The organism is Staphylococcus sp. 231237_7MaSpsaltlick, from assembly GCF_043107035.1.
The window spans coordinates 72,324-88,652 of record NZ_JBICNX010000002.1; the positions used below are offsets into that span (position 1 = coordinate 72,324).

Annotated in this window: 20 protein-coding genes and 1 riboswitch; of the genes, 7 read left to right on the forward strand and 13 right to left on the reverse strand. The window is 32.6% G+C overall.

Features of this window, described 5'->3' with window-relative positions:
- Positions 1–59 precede the first annotated feature (59 nt).
- Positions 60–1,214 (forward strand): MFS transporter, encoded by a 1,155-nt coding sequence (locus tag ACF91D_RS03510; RefSeq protein ID WP_392436502.1) that lies wholly within the window; start codon positions 60–62, stop codon positions 1,212–1,214.
- Between the two features lie 108 nt (positions 1,215–1,322).
- On the opposite strand, the gene cspD is transcribed toward ACF91D_RS03510, so the two are convergent.
- The 4 genes from cspD to ACF91D_RS03530 form a co-directional block, all read right to left on the reverse strand.
- Positions 1,323–1,523: a cold-shock protein CspD gene (gene cspD, locus ACF91D_RS03515; RefSeq protein WP_011303913.1), complete on the reverse strand. Its 201-nt coding sequence runs from the start codon at positions 1,521–1,523 to the stop codon at positions 1,323–1,325.
- Positions 1,524–1,864: 341 nt separating this feature from the next.
- The gene (locus ACF91D_RS03520; RefSeq protein WP_039068450.1) at positions 1,865–2,065 is read right to left on the reverse strand and encodes a DUF5453 family protein; all 201 of its coding nucleotides are present in this window, start codon (positions 2,063–2,065) and stop codon (positions 1,865–1,867) included.
- A gap of 34 nt (positions 2,066–2,099) precedes the next feature.
- The gene (locus ACF91D_RS03525) at positions 2,100–2,294 is read right to left on the reverse strand and encodes a hypothetical protein (RefSeq protein WP_039068449.1); all 195 of its coding nucleotides are present in this window, start codon (positions 2,292–2,294) and stop codon (positions 2,100–2,102) included.
- A 404-nt stretch (positions 2,295–2,698) separates the two neighbouring features.
- A complete protein-coding gene (locus tag ACF91D_RS03530; protein WP_107548534.1) occupies positions 2,699–3,973 on the reverse strand; it encodes a dicarboxylate/amino acid:cation symporter in 1,275 nt (424 codons plus the stop codon).
- Between the two features lie 825 nt (positions 3,974–4,798).
- On the opposite strand from ACF91D_RS03530, the gene ACF91D_RS03535 reads away from it, so the two are divergent.
- A complete protein-coding gene (locus ACF91D_RS03535; RefSeq protein WP_392436670.1) occupies positions 4,799–4,966 on the forward strand; it encodes a hypothetical protein in 168 nt (55 codons plus the stop codon).
- Positions 4,967–4,989: 23 nt separating this feature from the next.
- On the opposite strand, the gene ACF91D_RS03540 is transcribed toward ACF91D_RS03535, so the two are convergent.
- The 4 genes from ACF91D_RS03540 to ACF91D_RS03555 form a co-directional block, all read right to left on the reverse strand.
- Positions 4,990–5,256, reverse strand: coding sequence for a hypothetical protein (locus tag ACF91D_RS03540; protein ID WP_392436506.1), 267 nt, complete (start codon positions 5,254–5,256; stop codon positions 4,990–4,992).
- Between the two features lie 118 nt (positions 5,257–5,374).
- Positions 5,375–5,497, reverse strand: coding sequence for a hypothetical protein (locus ACF91D_RS03545; RefSeq protein ID WP_256093209.1), 123 nt, complete (start codon positions 5,495–5,497; stop codon positions 5,375–5,377).
- Positions 5,498–5,666: 169 nt separating this feature from the next.
- Positions 5,667–5,912: a hypothetical protein gene (locus tag ACF91D_RS03550; RefSeq protein WP_039068446.1), complete on the reverse strand. Its 246-nt coding sequence runs from the start codon at positions 5,910–5,912 to the stop codon at positions 5,667–5,669.
- A gap of 272 nt (positions 5,913–6,184) precedes the next feature.
- Entirely contained in the window at positions 6,185–6,382 is a 198-nt protein-coding gene (locus ACF91D_RS03555) for a hypothetical protein (RefSeq protein WP_069792941.1), read from the reverse strand.
- 358 nt (positions 6,383–6,740) lie between these two features.
- On the opposite strand from ACF91D_RS03555, the gene ACF91D_RS03560 reads away from it, so the two are divergent.
- Together ACF91D_RS03560 and ACF91D_RS03565 are read left to right on the forward strand one after the other, a co-directional pair.
- A complete protein-coding gene (locus ACF91D_RS03560; RefSeq protein ID WP_069792942.1) occupies positions 6,741–7,211 on the forward strand; it encodes a hypothetical protein in 471 nt (156 codons plus the stop codon).
- Positions 7,212–7,222: 11 nt separating this feature from the next.
- Positions 7,223–7,576, forward strand: coding sequence for a hypothetical protein (locus ACF91D_RS03565; protein WP_039068443.1), 354 nt, complete (start codon positions 7,223–7,225; stop codon positions 7,574–7,576).
- 43 nt (positions 7,577–7,619) lie between these two features.
- On the opposite strand, the gene ACF91D_RS03570 is transcribed toward ACF91D_RS03565, so the two are convergent.
- From ACF91D_RS03570 to xpt, 5 genes are all read right to left on the reverse strand, one after another.
- Complete coding sequence (locus ACF91D_RS03570; RefSeq protein WP_107548532.1) at positions 7,620–7,850, reverse strand: terminase small subunit; 231 nt, start codon at positions 7,848–7,850, stop codon at positions 7,620–7,622.
- Positions 7,851–8,136: 286 nt separating this feature from the next.
- Positions 8,137–9,678, reverse strand: coding sequence for a glutamine-hydrolyzing GMP synthase (guaA, locus tag ACF91D_RS03575; protein ID WP_017723341.1), 1,542 nt, complete (start codon positions 9,676–9,678; stop codon positions 8,137–8,139).
- Between the two features lie 21 nt (positions 9,679–9,699).
- Positions 9,700–11,166 (reverse strand): IMP dehydrogenase, encoded by a 1,467-nt coding sequence (guaB, locus tag ACF91D_RS03580; RefSeq protein WP_039068442.1) that lies wholly within the window; start codon positions 11,164–11,166, stop codon positions 9,700–9,702.
- Positions 11,167–11,204: 38 nt separating this feature from the next.
- Complete coding sequence (gene pbuX, locus ACF91D_RS03585; RefSeq protein ID WP_069792944.1) at positions 11,205–12,473, reverse strand: xanthine permease PbuX; 1,269 nt, start codon at positions 12,471–12,473, stop codon at positions 11,205–11,207.
- Entirely contained in the window at positions 12,470–13,051 is a 582-nt protein-coding gene (gene xpt / locus ACF91D_RS03590) for a xanthine phosphoribosyltransferase (RefSeq protein ID WP_039068440.1), read from the reverse strand. The genes pbuX and xpt overlap by 4 nt, the downstream gene beginning before the upstream one ends.
- A 250-nt stretch (positions 13,052–13,301) precedes the next feature.
- A riboswitch (purine riboswitch) is annotated at positions 13,302–13,404 on the reverse strand.
- A 227-nt stretch (positions 13,405–13,631) separates the two neighbouring features.
- On the opposite strand from xpt, the gene ACF91D_RS03595 reads away from it, so the two are divergent.
- The 3 genes from ACF91D_RS03595 to ACF91D_RS03605 all read left to right on the forward strand — a co-directional run bounded on the left by ACF91D_RS03595 (position 13,632) and on the right by ACF91D_RS03605 (position 16,153).
- Positions 13,632–14,045: a general stress protein gene (locus ACF91D_RS03595; RefSeq protein WP_039068439.1), complete on the forward strand. Its 414-nt coding sequence runs from the start codon at positions 13,632–13,634 to the stop codon at positions 14,043–14,045.
- A 271-nt stretch (positions 14,046–14,316) separates the two neighbouring features.
- The gene (locus ACF91D_RS03600; protein WP_039068438.1) at positions 14,317–14,982 is read left to right on the forward strand and encodes a hypothetical protein; all 666 of its coding nucleotides are present in this window, start codon (positions 14,317–14,319) and stop codon (positions 14,980–14,982) included.
- 121 nt (positions 14,983–15,103) lie between these two features.
- A complete protein-coding gene (locus ACF91D_RS03605) occupies positions 15,104–16,153 on the forward strand; it encodes a midas domain-containing protein (protein ID WP_101094412.1) in 1,050 nt (349 codons plus the stop codon).
- Positions 16,154–16,329: the final 176 nt, after the last annotated feature.

Consider the following 16,329-nt stretch of genomic DNA (forward strand, 5'->3'; position numbering starts at 1 on the left):
TTGTCATATCTCATTTTAACTTTTAAACTGAATTTATTAAAGTTCGGGAGGAACCTATAATGAAAAATAATAAATTAGTCATACTCATTTTAACTATTGGCGTATTTGGTATTTTAAATACAGAAATGGGGTTCATAGGACTAATCCCTCAAATCGCCGCTCATTTTAACGTTAATATATCTACAGCGGGATGGCTAGTTTCCATTTTTGCAATAGGCATTGCTATTTCTGGTCCTATCATGCCTCTATTACTCTCAAAAGTAGAAAGAAAAAGAGTAATGTTGCTCGTGCTCATAATCTTTATAATCAGTAATATTGTTTCACTTTTTACAACAAGCTTTACCGTATTATTAGTAGCGAGAATAATACCAGCCATATTTCATCCTGTATATATCGCTTTAGCCTTTTCAGTTGCATCAGATTCAGTTAATCCAAAAGCTGTTGCTCGAGTGTTTATAGGTGTCTCTGCCGGAATGGTTGTGGGTGTACCAATCGTGAATTTCTTAGCAAATCAATTCAATTTGTATGTAGCATTATCATTCTTTGCGCTTGTTAATATCATTGTACTTATACTAACAATTATGTTCATTCCAAAAATGCCAGCGAAAACAACTGTAACGTACGGAGATCAATTACGCGTCCTCAAACGACCACTAACTTGGTTGTCGATTATAGTATCTATTCTATTTAACGCAGCAATTTTTGGGGTTTATAGTTACTTTACTGATTTCTTAAATATTGTTACAGAGGCACAAGGAAATTTAATATCAGTTATGTTATTCTTGTATGGATTTTTCAATATTTTGGGTAATATTATTGCAGGAAAACTATTAACTTCGATGCCTCAAAAAGCAATATTAATGTTACCTTTGGCGTTGATTATAATATATATTGCTATGTTTTGTTTAGGAGCTTTCTCTATTCCAATGATGATTATCACTATGGTATGGGGAACATTAGCAGGCATTTCAGCAAATATAACACAATATGTGATTACTTCAGCTGCACCAGATGCTCCTGACTTATCAAACGGCATATTTTTATCTGCAGTAAATTCTGGCACCACAATCGGAACCTTTATAGGCGGTATATTTATTGCAACTTTAGGATCTAGCTTCGTAATGTTAATTGGTATATTCGCATGTATAATTAATATTGCATTTATTTTACTTAGAAAACGAAATTTTAAGCGCTTTGAAAATAACTTATCATAATAAAAACCCCCTAGTGCATTCATTGCTGCATCAGGGGGTTAAATGTCGTATTTCTTTTTTAAATTTGCATAAAAAAAAAGACGAGTTATACTCGTCTTTCAGCCGTTATTATAATTTAACAACGTTAGCTGCTTGAGGACCGCGGTCGCCTTCAACGATTTCGAATTCAACAGCTTGTCCTTCTTCTAATGATTTGTAACCTTCTTGAGCGATTGCTGAGAAGTGTACGAATACGTCGTTTCCACCTTCAACTTCGATGAAACCGAAACCTTTTTCTGCATTAAACCATTTAACTGTACCGTTATTCATAATTAAATTCCTCCATATGTGCTTTTGCACGAATATTTGTAATCTGTCTTAAAAAATCAAAAGGAGTAAATTCAAAAGAATAACTCTACAAATCAATTTCACGAACTAAATTACTTAATACCTATTATAACGAGTAATCATTCATTTGTACACCCTAAACCGTAAATTAGTTTATTAATTTAATTTTTAGTAACGATATAGTGTATTGTTCTATTTATTTTTATTCTTGTATATAGATAAAACACCTAAACACGACCTTAATTTTCATAGCTCAGAACACCCTAAATAATGCTATTCTTTAAAATCTTGAAGCATATTATTCCTTTTTCAAAACTTTAAGATCAACCAACAATTAACGAGATGATAAATAAAATAACAGATATGATGAGTGAGGACCACAAGTAAGGAGACATACGGTCTATCATTCTTTTATATTCGTGATCAGGAGCCTGCTCTTTTTTTAATTTCAAAAGTTTCATTAATAAATATAACGCTCCTACCATATTTATTAAAAATATAATAATCAATAATGTAATTGCCATAATATGTAACACCTCCTATGCGATTGGCTCATTGTTACGTTCTTTCTTCTCTAAATATATAGAATGCCTTATATAGTAAATGACTACCATTTATCATCGTAATCAACGCAAGTACAATAAGTATAGTTTGGCTAAATATAGATATGCTAAAAACGATGAACAGCGCTAAAACAATATTAATAAAACTAGAAATTAGAAAGCCATTACCTAATTTATTTTTCTTTTGCACATTAACGCACCTTTTACTTAAGAATATATTTTTGAAAATCTAAAATTGTGTTATCTTATAATAAATAATAACACAATTTATTTTTTAAAAAAATATAAAATCGACCTAAGGAGAGACATACATTGAATCTTACCCTTAAAATTCTAGTAGGTATTATCTTTGTTAGCATAATGTCTTGGAATAATACGATACAAACACGTCAAAATGTAAATAAAAAAGCACATAAAAACCAGACTCAACCCATGAATGGAAAACAATTTCGTTTCATGCTTTTCTTAAATATCGTTGTAGTTACACTTTTTTATATACTTCTAACGTACGCTTATTTTTAATAAAAACTGGATCAAATTTTAAAAATTACATAAAAGTACCCTCCCTTACAATCCGTAAAGGAGGGACATTTTCTATATTGTTTTCAGATACTCTTCGCCTTCTTTTTTATCGTAAACACCTTCTGTTTTAGCAATAAAGATTGTAGCTACTGAGTTTCCTAATACGTTAACACATGTTCTAAGCATTTCTAAAATTCTATCTACACCTATAATAAGTGCTAAACCTTGTGGATTTAATCCAACCGAACCTAATGTTGTTAATAACACTACGATTGAAGCTCCTGGCACACCCGCCATACCTTTTGATGTAAGCATCAATGTAACCATTAAGATGATTTGTTCACCAATGCTTAAGTCAACACCGTATAATTGTGCAACAAATAGCGCCGCAATAGATTGGTACATGGCCGCACCATCAAGGTTAAACGAATAACCAGTTGGTAACACAAAGGATGCGATATCTCTAGGCACGCCAAATCTTTCCATTTTTTTCATAACTGTTGGTAATACTGCTTCTGAACTTGCAGTTGAGAACGCAAGCATTAAATCATTTTTCAATAACTTGATGATTTGCGTAATCTTCACTCCACAAATTCTTGAAACAATACCTAATACAATAAAAATAAAGAAAAGCATTGCTATGACTACTGTTAAACATAATTTGAACAGTGGAATTAATGCTGATAATCCAAAAGTAATAATTGTTGTCGTAATAAATGCAAATACTGCAATTGGTGCTAATAATAATACTTTACCAATCATCCAGAATACTGCTTCTAATGCGCCACCTAAAAAGTCTTTAACAGGTTGTGCTTTTTGTCCAATAGCAGCTAACGCCAAACCGAAAAATACTGAGAAGAATATGACTGGTAAAAGTTCTCCAGATCCAAATGCTTCAACTATGTTAGTCGGAATAATATTGACAATTGTATCGATTAAATGATTTCCATATGTAGTGCCTTCTGCTGCTTTAGCAGTTGATTCATATTTTGAAATATCACCTTTAGGTAATAAATCGGGATTTAGCCCTTGACCTGGTTTAAATAAGTTACCAAATATTAATCCCATAAAAATTGCAAAACTTGTCATAATAACAAAATATAATAATGTTTTACCGCCATAGCGCCCAATCGTTTTTGTGTCTCCAACATTTGAAATAGATAGTGCTAAAGAACAAAATACAATAGGTACTACTAACATTTTAATTAAATTTATAAATACATCACCGAATGGTTGTATATAGTTAATTACATCTTTATTTCCATGTAAGATACTACCTAAAATTACCCCTAATACCAATGCTATGATAATTTGCGTCGGTAGGTTTATTCTTTTAATTACTCTCACTCTTGTTCATCCCCTTATCTAAGCTAACATTTGTATAAATGCTAGTTTTCTACAAAATACAGTTTATCACAAAGAAAATTCCACTCATATATTAAATTTACATGATTCTAAAAATTATTTATGATTTTTGTACAACTAAGCTATTATACCAGAAATTTGTGTATTTTAGTTAAAAAAGAACCACCTTTCAGCCTTATATCTATAGGAGTTTAAAGGTTATTAGCACATTAAAAGAAAGCGCTTTCTATATTATGTACAAATTTTTCAAAAATAGCTTTTTACATACAAAATTAGAGTTATTTGTTTTAATATACGTTATTTTACAATATATCTTCATCATATATATGTTTAAATCGAACTAGAACATTTTTAACAACCATATGTTAAAATCTCTTTTACTTTTTCAAAAAAGACGACCATAACCGCCTCATTCTTTGTTAATATAAAATTATGCTTTAAATATATTGCACACATCAAAAAACATTAATGTTTCATAAAAATTTTTACAAAAAAGGAGAAGTAATAATGGCAAGACATTAATCTAGAAGTCATCCCCAAAACAAATATACTGTTATATTAGCTAATTTACCTGTTATGGTGTTTTTTACCTATATGAATATTAACAACATATTAACAAACGACAGTACTACAGCTGTCTTATTATCTATCATTAGTCTAATGATTTTCTCGACGCTATATACTTTGCTTTCTACACTTTTTTTAAAAGCATAAGAACAATTGAATGTACTTACCTTTCCAAAATTAAAAGTATCCGTTTATCAATAACTTAGAATAACAACCAACTATTTTAAAAAGGAGTGTGCTATGATGCAATTTATAAATATTAATGCAGTAACAGAAAAAGGGTTAAATAAAAAGGTCAATGCGTTTTTAGAGGAAAATCCATATATTGAAATCATTAAATTCGATTATGCTATCGGCACTAGTGGTTATGGTGTAGGGATTTTATATCAAGACAAAGTGAAAATATAATTCAGGTCACGTCTGTAAAATAGTTAGATCGTTGTGCCTATTAACGCCAATGAAAGTATAAACATCTGTAACGGAACTACAAGCCCATTATTCACAATATACTTAAAAACTACATCTAATCCTGAAGATTCCTTAACAGATCCAGGTATACCGTTATCTATACTTTTAACGACTTCTTTCATGTTTATATTAATACTATATGTAATTGCAATCGTTAAAACCATTGTTATTAAGCTGAACAAAAATATCTTTAGAGTTCTAATAATAAAGGCTTTATCAATAGCAAACATAGTCTTCCCCTAACATTTATGAAGTCCACAACCAACTATACGTTAACATATTTTTCATTGAATTTATATTGTACATAAAAACCCCCACCAGAACTTATACTGATGGGTAATCACTTTATCAAGTATTCTTTTTAAAATTTTCTTTAAAGCCTTTTTTAATATCCTCAATCAAAGATTTACTACCAGTTAAATTAGAGATTGTACTCATTACAAAAGTTATAATTTTTCCGATTATATCCATATAGCATTCTCCTTTACTATATAAATACCATTTTTATAAATATATAATCATACTTACACTCTAATCCTACAATGGAACATCATCTACAATTTTAGTCCTATTAAGGTACTCCTTATCCATTTCCACTTCTGCTGGTGGGTAATTATTTTATGTATCAAGACAAGAAGAACTAATTTCTAAAAAACAAAATCTCTATTAAACCTAAAATAAACAAGACTGTACCTACTGATAAGTAAAGAGCTTCAGTTTTCCCTTCTTTTTTAGTTTCAATCCAATAATTTAAGATAAGTATTAAACCTACAATGGATAAAGAATATGGAAACTTTATAAGACCTATAAAATCCAATATTGTTAATATGGAAGTTGCTATAATTAATAAAATCAATATATTAGATATAACATTTAAACCTTTCATTACAACATCCCTTTCTCAAACGTTAACATTGTTACTTTTTCCAACCCCTTTATTGACGTTGAGCCTTGTAACTTTTAACAATCAATAATTTTTCTCTGTATAAATACATGTTCTACTTCTTTTTATTCTTCTTATTTTTTTCATTTACAGAAATTATAATTGGCAACAAACCACAACAAATAACAATTATTAAAAACAAACCAATATTCATAAAAGCACTCCTTTTATATTGGTCACACCACAAATCTGTGGTGTGAGTTACATACTTCTATTCAAAAACCTTTACGTTTAATTTGTCTGTACACAAAAATACTAGCTACAATAAAGGTTACTATACCGAATAATTTTACACAAATAGAACTGAACTTTAATATTTCTATATTAAAGGCTGTTCCTATTATTGGCATAAAAAAATCGATTACAATAAGTATTAGTAAAATACCTAATATTATTTGTTGACTTTTAGGCATATTAAACACTCCAATTTATAAAATTACAATTACAAATGTAGCTGTAGCAACATCAGCACTTTATTTAAGCAACCACTTATATTGTACAATTCTAATATTATTTATAGTTTATATTTCCTATATGCATAAATTGAGTTCTTAAATGTCTTATCAACATTAAGATATGTAACAATTCTCGCATAATAACTGTGTGAATACATTATTATTTATTCTGTTGTTAAATTTCAATCTTACCAGACAGATACGCATAGAAAATAACCACTTAGAGACTTTTTATCATTTTGTTGTTAAATAATTTTATACTTATATTGCAAACTTTCGAAATTGCAGATTTACCATTAAAGAAGATAACTGTATAATGAAAATCACAAAATCTATTGCTTCATTAGTATTAAGTGCTGTTTTATTAACATCTTTTTCACCTTTAGCAAAAGCAGAAGAACAAGCTCAATCAAAGCATAATGATAATGCTCAACAAACTCAGCAAAATAATCCGAATCAACAATCTTATGACAACAAAAAAGATATACAAACGTATGTCGGAGGAACATACCTTACTAAAAAAGCAATTAAAAGTATGCTAAACAATAAGGGTAAATTGGTAGGAGCAGTTAAAAATGTTACTGGGAACCAAAAAGCAGCAGATGCTGTTTCAAAAAACTTCAACTACATTGATGCAGAACTACGACCTTTACTGAAATTAACTGAAGTTCCAGCTAATTCAGTTGCCGACGCAGTATATAGAGGATTAGTCGAAGCTGGTGTTAAAAAAGGACTTGCTGGTCAAGTTAAGGTTGCAGTAAAAGAAGGTATTAACTTACTTGTTTAGGAGTGAAAATAATGTTTGAAAATAAAGATGATATAAGATTATTATATCAAGCAGTTTCAGAACTAGCTGAAATCGTAGGACATCATCCCTACAATACAAAATCAATAAGTCTCTTATGTTTAGACTTAGGCATCACTCTAGATGAATATGAAAAAGTATTTATGGCATTTACAAGGTTGTCTAATAACAAAAATACTGATGATATGAATATTGAAGAATTTAAAGCCATACTAATTGAAAATGTAGCTAAATATGATGAAATAACAGACTCTAAAGCTTTAAGATTTATAGAAGGTTATGCTAGAAATTATATACCTGAATTATTGCCATATGCAGAAAAGTTATATCTTGATTTAAGAGTATAAAATAAGAGCTTAGCATTAATTTGCTAGGCTCTTTACAATTTAATTAATCCTCCAACGGAACATCATCAATAAACACTGGTCTATTTGTATGCTTATCAGTAACTTGTTCTATTTCCTTATCCAATTGTTCTTCATCGAAATCCCATTCACCAACATTAATGAATATAAGTGTGTCTCCCGAAATTTCTTTCTTATCAGTAAATAAAGTGTGGTATTTACCTAATAGGTCACGCGCTTTTAAACGATTACTTATCTTAATAGGTACTTCCACCATCTCAATACTCTCATTTTAGATAATGTTGTACTTACCTGTATCTGGATTCTTAACATATTCACCACGTTTAGTAACGAACTCTTTCACTTCTGTTTCTTCTCTACTGCCGCGTTAGATAATAAATGTAAAATCTCATTCGCAGCATGCACATGATTATCAATAACCTAGCTTTTAAATCCATTATCCGAAAATCTTTCTGCTATATCTCCTTTTTTCACAAGTAATTTAAAATCCACAAAAACAACCCCTTAAGCCTACGCCTAAGGGGTTTAATCATTCTATACCATTATTCCCACTCAATTGTACTTGGTGGCTTAGATGTAATATCATATACAACGCGGTTAACGTGATCTACTTCATTCACGATACGGCTTGAAATCTTTTGTAAGACTTCCCAGTCGATGCGTGCGAAGTCACTTGTCATGCCATCGATTGAGGTTACGGCACGAATACCAACTGTATGGTCATACGTACGGTAATCTCCCATAACACCTACTGATTGGATACCTGGTAACACTGTGAAATATTGCCAAATCTCACGTTCAAGACCTTCCTCACGGATAACCTGTCTTAAAATCGCATCAGATTCACGTACAATTTCAAGTTTGTCTTCAGTGATTTCTCCAAGGACACGGATACCTAAACCTGGGCCAGGGAATGGTTGTCTCCAAACTAAGTGCTCTGGAATACCTAATTCGATACCTAGTTCACGCACTTCATCTTTGAATAGTGTGTTAATAGGTTCGATTAATTGGAATTCCATATCTTCAGGTAAACCGCCTACATTGTGGTGTGATTTAATTGTTTGAGCAGTTTTTGTACCTGACTCGATCACATCTGTATAAAGTGTACCTTGCGCTAAGAAATCTACACCTTTTAATTTAGAGGCTTCATCATCAAAGACATAGATAAACTCATTACCGATGATTTTACGTTTTTGTTCTGGGTCAGACACGCCTTGTAATTTACTCATGAAACGTTCTTGTGCATCTACACGAATAATATTCATGTTGAATCCTTCACCGAACTGCTCCATAACCATGTCGCCTTCACCTTTACGTAACAAGCCATGATCTACAAAGATACATGTAAGTTGATCACCAATTGCTTTGTGTAACAATACTGCTACTACAGATGAATCAACGCCACCGCTCATAGCACATAATACTCTGCGGTCGCCAACTTGATTGCGGATTTTTTCAACTTCAATTTCAATGAAGTTTTCCATTGACCATTCACCAGTACATTCACATACGCGACGTACAAAGTTACGTAATAAGTCGTTACCATATTCAGTATGACGTACTTCTGGATGGAATTGTACACCATATATACGGCGAGATTTATCTTCAATCGCTGCATAATTTGTGCTTGGGCTATCAGCAATAACTTCAAAGCCTTCTGGAATCTCAATAACTTTATCTGAATGACTCATCCAAACATTTTGTTCTTCCGGTAACCCAAAGAATAATTCATCAGTTTTAGCATTGATGATTGCTTTACCATATTCACGTTCATTGGCACGTTCAACTTTTCCGCCTAATAATTTAGTCGTCAATTGCATACCATAACAAATACCTAAAATCGGCACTCCTAAATTGTATATTTCTGGATCAATTGTGAACGAATCTTCCTCATAAACTGAGTTTGGTCCACCCGAAAGGATAATACCTTTAGGGTTCAATTGTTTTATTTCTTCCATACTAATCTCATGGTCGTGTAATTCACTATATACGCCCATTTCACGAATACGTCGTGTAATTAACTGATTGTATTGGCTACCAAAGTCTAAAACAAGTATGAGCTCTTGCTCTTTCGCCATTTCCATAACTTTAAATCTCCTTTTAACTTAGAATGAATAATTTGGTGATTCTTTTGTAATTTGAACATCATGTGGATGGCTTTCTGCTAAACCAGCAGGTCCCATGCGTGTAAATTGAGCTTCTTCTCTTAATGCTTCTAAGTTTTTAGAACCAGTATAACCCATACCAGATCTTACGCCGCCCATAAGTTGATAAATAGTGTCTTGTAGTGCACCTTTGTAAGCGATACGACCTTCAATACCTTCTGGAACGAATTTTTTAGGTGCTTTGTCTTCTTGGAAGTAACGGTCATTTGAACCACTTTCCATTGCGCCTAATGAACCCATACCTCTATATACTTTGTATTGTCTACCTTGGAACACTTCAGTTGCGCCAGGGCTTTCTTCAGTACCTGCAAGCAAGCTGCCTAACATAACTGCATGTCCACCAGCAGCTAATGCTTTAATGATATCTCCTGAGAATTTAATACCACCATCTGCAATAATTGCTTTACCATGTTTACGCGCTTCTGTAGCACAATCGTAAACGGCTGTAATTTGTGGAACACCAACACCTGCAACAACACGAGTTGTACAAATTGAACCAGGACCAATACCAACTTTAACTACGTCAGCTCCCGCTTCATATAAAGCTTTTGTACCTTCAGCTGTAGCAACATTACCTGCTATTAAAGTAACTTGTGGGAATGTTTTTTTAATATGTGCAACTTGTTCTAATACACCTTTAGAGTGGCCGTGTGCTGTATCGATAACTAATGCGTCTACACCAGCTTCAACAAGTTTTTGTGCACGGATATCAGTATCCTTAGCAATACCGATTGCTGCACCTACTAATAATCTACCATGTGCATCTTTAGCAGAATTAGGGAATTCAAGAACTTTTTCAATATCTTTAATTGTAATTAATCCTTCTAAACGGCCTTCTTTAACTAATGGAAGTTTCTCAATTTTATGTTGTTGTAATAACTTCTCTGCTTCCTCTAATGTCGTACCTACAGGAGCTGTAACAAGATTATCTTTTGTCATTACGTCTGAAATTTTAATTGAAAAGTCTTCGATAAAACGTAAATCACGGTTTGTAATAATACCAACAAATTGTCTAGTCTCTTTACTATCAACAATTGGCACACCTGAAATGCGATATTTACCCATTAATGCTTCTGCTTCAAAAACACTTTCTTCTGGAGTTAAATAAAATGGATTCGAGATGACACCATTTTCAGAACGTTTTACTTTTTGAACTTCGTCGGCTTGATCTTCAATGTTCATATTTTTATGAATAACACCAAGTCCACCTTGTCTTGCCATTGAAATTGCCATTTTTGATTCTGTAACTGTGTCCATACCTGCTGATACGATTGGAATATTCAGTTTAATACCTTCTGATAATTGAACACTTAAATCCACTTCTTTCGGTAACACATCTGATTCTGCTGGTAACAATAACACATCATCAAAAGTTAAAGATTCTTTTTCAAATTTATTTTCCCACATACTTGTACAGCCTCCTAATTAATTGTTTTATAGTTCTATTATTTCATAATTTCTGTGTCTTGTTGATGCTTTATGCCATTAAAAAAGAAATTCAAAACAATTGCTGAAATTGCACCTAGTACAATACCGTTTTGAGTTAACCATGCAAACTGCTCACCTAAAGCGTCAAAAGCTTGAGGTACCGCACTTATACCCGTTCCTAGTCCTACAGATACAGCAATAACTAACAAATTATTTTGGTTCTTAAAATTAATATTACCTAATATACTAACACCATATGCCATGACCATGCCAAACATAGCTATCATGGCTCCACCTAATACTGGTAGAGGGATCATATTTGCTAATGCACCTAGTTTAGGAATACATCCACAAATAACTAACAATATAACCATACCGTATATCACTTTATTCTTTTTCGCACCTGACAATGATACTAAGCCAACGTTTTGTGAATATGCAGTATAAGGAAATGCGTTGAAGATAGAGCCCAAGATGATAGCAATTCCTTCTGCTGTATAACCTTTACAGAAATCTTTGCGTTCCAAACGTTTACCTGTTATTTCACTTAATGCATGATATACACCGGTTGATTCTATTAAACTTACTAATGCCACTATAAAGAATACAAGTGTCGCTCCGAAGTCAAAGCTGAAAGTTGAAAATCTAAATGGTTGAGGTAACGCAAACCAATGCGCCGTACCAATTTGATTTACATCTACGATTCCTAAGAATCCAGCTAGCACTGTCCCCACGATGAGTCCGATAAGTATAGCAATAGATTTCAAAAACCCTACAGTAAAACGCTGTACGAGTAAAATGACAACCAAAGTAATGACACCTAAAATGATATTTTTAGGATCACCGTAGTCTTTAGCACCTTCACCGCCAGCCAAATAGTTCATTGCGACTGGCATTAGGTTAATCCCAATAATCGTTACCACACTTCCAGTAACAACTGGAGGGAAGAACTTCACCAAATAGGAAAAGAATGGTGCAATGATTACAACTAGAATACCTGATAAGAAGAGTGAACCATATAAGTCACCAATACCTTTAGTTTGACCAATTAAAATCATTGGTGCCACAGCAGTAAATGTACAACCTAATACAATCGGTAAACCGATACCTGTCCCTTTCCAAACTTGTAAAAACGTCGCTACACCACACATAAAGATGTCCACTGTAACTAAGAACGCAATTTGTTCAGGTGTGAAGTCTAAACTAGTTCCTACAATAATAGGTACCAATATTGCCCCCGCATACATTGCTAATAAATGCTGTAAACTTAAAATAAAAGTTTTCATGCTTCTTCGCCAACGAAAGTAACTCTATTTCCACTTAACGAAGCCACTTTGCATAATGATGAAACGGTTAAACCTGCTTGTTCCAAACGTTCTCTACCAGGTTGGAAACTTTTTTCAATTACAATACCTATGCCTACTGTTGCACCTTTAGCTTGTTGCACAATTTCATTTAAGCCTAAAGATGCATCACCGTTAGCTAAAAAGTCATCAATGATTAGTACTCGGTCATTTTCATCTAAAAACTCTTTAGACACAATCACTGTACTTGTCGTATTTTTAGTAAAAGAATGTATATCTGCTTGATAAACATCTTTCTTTAATGTGCTTGGTTTTGCTTTTTTAGCGAACAGACACGGCACACCAAAGTGCATAGCTGCCATAATCGCCGGTGCAATACCAGACGCTTCAATCGTTAAAATTTTTGTGATGCCCTCGTCCTTAAACTGCTCGTAAAAAGTTTGTCCAACATCATGCATCAGCTTGGCATCAATTTGATGATTTAAAAAACCATCTACTTTTAAAATCTTTTCGTCAATGACGACACCATCTGCTTCGACTTTCTGCTTCAACAAATCCACTCGAAAAAAACCTCCTCATTTTGTGTACAAAAAAAACCCTAAACTAACTTAGTTTCAGGATCTATGAGTGAACGTGCAATACCATAAGCAGTTATTCTCCTAGTTACAAATGATGTTTAAAGTGGTAAGATTTTACATTCATTTCCCTATTAAATATGTAAAAAATATGTTTAAAACATCGATTATGAGGAAACGGTTTAAAAAGCACAATCAAATATGTACAACTTTTCAAATCGCTTTTAATTGCTAAAGCATTGTATAGGTTACCCATAGTCATGTCGTTAATGGCAACATGGTAGAAACTTCTAAAGCCGTATCCTTTAGATTATATGAGTTAGATAAATTATTAACTGATGATAGCAAATTTTGGTACATTTTTCAATATACTTATTGAGTGTAAGCGCTTTTTAAAAGGTATCTCAGCGTATTTTCTAAAATTAAGTAAACGATACCATTTGCGTTAAAATGTAATTTGCCAGGTGTAAAACTTCGTTATATAATTAAATTGTATTCGTTTCGTTATATAAGTTACTGGGTAAACACATAATAATTAATTGAACAACGGATGGAGGAACACAAAATGTCAGAATTCACTATTGTACAAAAAAGCGAAGACCTAATAGATGCAGTCAAAAACAAGATTGCAGAAGGTTATAATGAGTCAGAAATTTCTGTTATCAGTAAAACAAAGCTTCATATCGACGAATTGCATGATTCCGAAGTAAACCTATCAGCTACAAGCGGATCTTTCAGCGATAAAATGGCTAAAATTTTAACGGGGGAAGACGGTGAAGAAGCTGTTTTAGCCCATTATAAATTGTCAGATGATGAAATGGAGCGCTATAAGAAAGAAATCTTAGATGGCCACTACCTTGTTGTGGGTGTAAAAGATGAATCTTCACATCAAGAAGTAGAAAATGCGAATGCAGCTTATGAAAATGAAACAGTACTTCAGCATCATTATGCCGAAGAATCCAATGGACCAAAATCGTAGACGCAAAGCTTAGCAATTAAGAGTTTAGCTTACTAACATCATTCACAACTTATAAAATGACATGAGCCATCATTGGCAGTCATCTAAAATGCACTTGTAATAAACATCTTAAATAATTAATTTATTGTCGGAGCGAACCAAGCAAATCAATTCAAATTGTTGATTTCTGTGTCGCTCCTTTTTTATTATAACGTGATACTTCTGCCTATAAATTACATTACAAATTTTGCTACTATGTTATAATGAACGCAATAATTTCGGGGGTGTACATATGAAATTCAAAATTATCACATCAATCGATGATCCCTTCTTCAAATCAGCTATGAATTTGTATGATGCTAAATTTGATATCGGATTATCCGAATATGAACAAATATTCAAACAATCACTTAAAAACGAGCACACTAAAGATGATTATATTTTTTTAGTTGGCATCGAGTCAGACACTGTCGTGAGTTTGGCAACTGCGCATTATGAGGCAACAACAAACTCAGCATTTTTAATCTACTTAATCGCCAATGATCAACCGAATCACGATGAACTAATTACTGAAACACTTGCGCGTATCCAAAAAGAAATCAATATCCTATCAAACCAACTACATGAACACGACGTTAACTTTATCATGTTAGAAGTAGATAAAGAACCTGAAGAAATTTCTGAGGAAGACATACCTATCTTGGATAATAGACGCCAATTTCTATATCAACACGGATTCGAAAAACAATATGACATTAATTATTTAGCACCAAATCTTGAAGGTTATAGTGAAGGTAAACCCATGGATTTATTTATAAAAGCTAATATTGAACTAACCAAAGATATTTATGGCCCTAGTATTAAATCAAACTATATTCTCAAATATGTGTTTGCTAACAGAATCTCTAGAAGTATTATTTATCCATTACTAGAGGAAATGGATTTACGCAAATCATAGGAACCACCACTTGAAATCACTATTAAAACAGTTTAAACTAGCATAGAGGTAAGACTGACGTTTCACTAACCGAAGACAAACGTCCGTATACATAAATCCATTAATGAAAGGACTTATTTCTATGTTAACCAAAGAATTTGCACAACGTGTTGAGCTAAGTGAAAAACAAGTCCGTAAAATCGTTCAACATTTAGAAGAACGCGGTTACCAACTTAGTAAAACAGAATATCGTGGCCGTGAAGCTACAGATTTCCAAGAAGAGGATATTGAGTTATTCCAAGATATTGCTGAAAAGGTAAAACAGACAAATAGTTACGATTTAGCTTTTGAAGAATTAGAGAAAGAAAAGGACTTTTTACAAGTATTAGTTAAAGACGATAGCAGTAATTTACCTACAGACCAAAACGTTTCTAAACTTGTAGATGATTTACGTTCTGAGATTCAAAAAATGCGTGACGAACGTCATATGCTTGGTCAAATGATTAACCAAGTCCATCAGCAACAACAAGAATTACATGAAATGCAAAACCAAATTACGTCTAAATTGGATGCTAACACTGAATCATTACAAGCCATCCAATCTTCTACTAACGAAATCAAATCAACTCAAAATGCTATTCAAGATTCTCAAAAAGAACAATCTGAATTAGCAAAATCAAATGTTGAAACTGCACATATTGCCGCTTCACAATCTATAAATGCGCAGAAAGACGACACTTTAACCGAAACTTCAACTGAATCAGTAGATACAAAATCATCTACAGATGATAAACCAGAGATTAACAAAGAAGTTAACGATAAAGCCAAAAAAGAAACATCTGACAAAGGTGTTTCAGATAGCACATCTGCCGATGCAACATCAAATGCACATATAGATGAATCTGAAATCACGCCAGTAAGTGAACAATCTACTACTGATGCACATACTGATAAGGTAGAACAATCAGATTCAACTGAAACGAAGTTAGCTACAGATGCTACTACTGCTACTGATAAAGGAAATGAATTATCAACATCAGCAACTGATGATGCAACAATTAAAGATGAAGTAACTGAAACAAGCACTCAAGATGAAACAACTACCAATACAACTTCTTACACATCAACTTCATCTGACGAAGCGCCAAAAGAACAACGTAAAGGTTTCTTTGCTCGTTTGTTTAATTTATAAAACTATCATTATTAATCTAAAGAATACTATGATCAAAATTCAGTCACCACCGAAGACAACACCATTCATTATAAGAGCGAAAATATATAATCGAGTTTTAGAACTAGATTATATATTTTCGCTTGTTTTATATCTAAATCTTCCATAACTTACCTATAAAATCCTAAAGCACCCTT

Bases quoted from the DNA above. Each gene is read 5' to 3' on its own strand.
- guaB (WP_039068442.1), bottom strand. From the start codon at position 11,166: ATGTGGGAAAATAAATTTGAAAAAGAATCTTTAACTTTTGATGATGTG.
- ACF91D_RS03550 (WP_039068446.1), bottom strand. From the start codon at position 5,912: ATGAAAGGTTTAAATGTTATATCTAATATATTGATTTTATTAATTATA.
- guaA (WP_017723341.1), bottom strand. From the start codon at position 9,678: ATGGAAATGGCGAAAGAGCAAGAGCTCATACTTGTTTTAGACTTTGGT.
- ACF91D_RS03535 (WP_392436670.1), top strand. From the start codon at position 4,799: ATGATGCAATTTATAAATATTAATGCAGTAACAGAAAAAGGGTTAAAT.
- ACF91D_RS03605 (WP_101094412.1), top strand. From the start codon at position 15,104: ATGTTAACCAAAGAATTTGCACAACGTGTTGAGCTAAGTGAAAAACAA.
- ACF91D_RS03545 (WP_256093209.1), bottom strand. From the start codon at position 5,497: ATGGATATAATCGGAAAAATTATAACTTTTGTAATGAGTACAATCTCT.
- ACF91D_RS03540 (WP_392436506.1), bottom strand. From the start codon at position 5,256: ATGTTTGCTATTGATAAAGCCTTTATTATTAGAACTCTAAAGATATTT.
- ACF91D_RS03510 (WP_392436502.1), top strand. From the start codon at position 60: ATGAAAAATAATAAATTAGTCATACTCATTTTAACTATTGGCGTATTT.
- cspD (WP_011303913.1), bottom strand. From the start codon at position 1,523: ATGAATAACGGTACAGTTAAATGGTTTAATGCAGAAAAAGGTTTCGGT.
- ACF91D_RS03565 (WP_039068443.1), top strand. From the start codon at position 7,223: ATGTTTGAAAATAAAGATGATATAAGATTATTATATCAAGCAGTTTCA.
- ACF91D_RS03600 (WP_039068438.1), top strand. From the start codon at position 14,317: ATGAAATTCAAAATTATCACATCAATCGATGATCCCTTCTTCAAATCA.
- ACF91D_RS03595 (WP_039068439.1), top strand. From the start codon at position 13,632: ATGTCAGAATTCACTATTGTACAAAAAAGCGAAGACCTAATAGATGCA.
- ACF91D_RS03555 (WP_069792941.1), bottom strand. From the start codon at position 6,382: ATGCCTAAAAGTCAACAAATAATATTAGGTATTTTACTAATACTTATT.
- pbuX (WP_069792944.1), bottom strand. From the start codon at position 12,473: ATGAAAACTTTTATTTTAAGTTTACAGCATTTATTAGCAATGTATGCG.
- ACF91D_RS03570 (WP_107548532.1), bottom strand. From the start codon at position 7,850: ATGGTGGAAGTACCTATTAAGATAAGTAATCGTTTAAAAGCGCGTGAC.
- ACF91D_RS03560 (WP_069792942.1), top strand. From the start codon at position 6,741: ATGAAAATCACAAAATCTATTGCTTCATTAGTATTAAGTGCTGTTTTA.
- ACF91D_RS03520 (WP_039068450.1), bottom strand. From the start codon at position 2,065: ATGGCAATTACATTATTGATTATTATATTTTTAATAAATATGGTAGGA.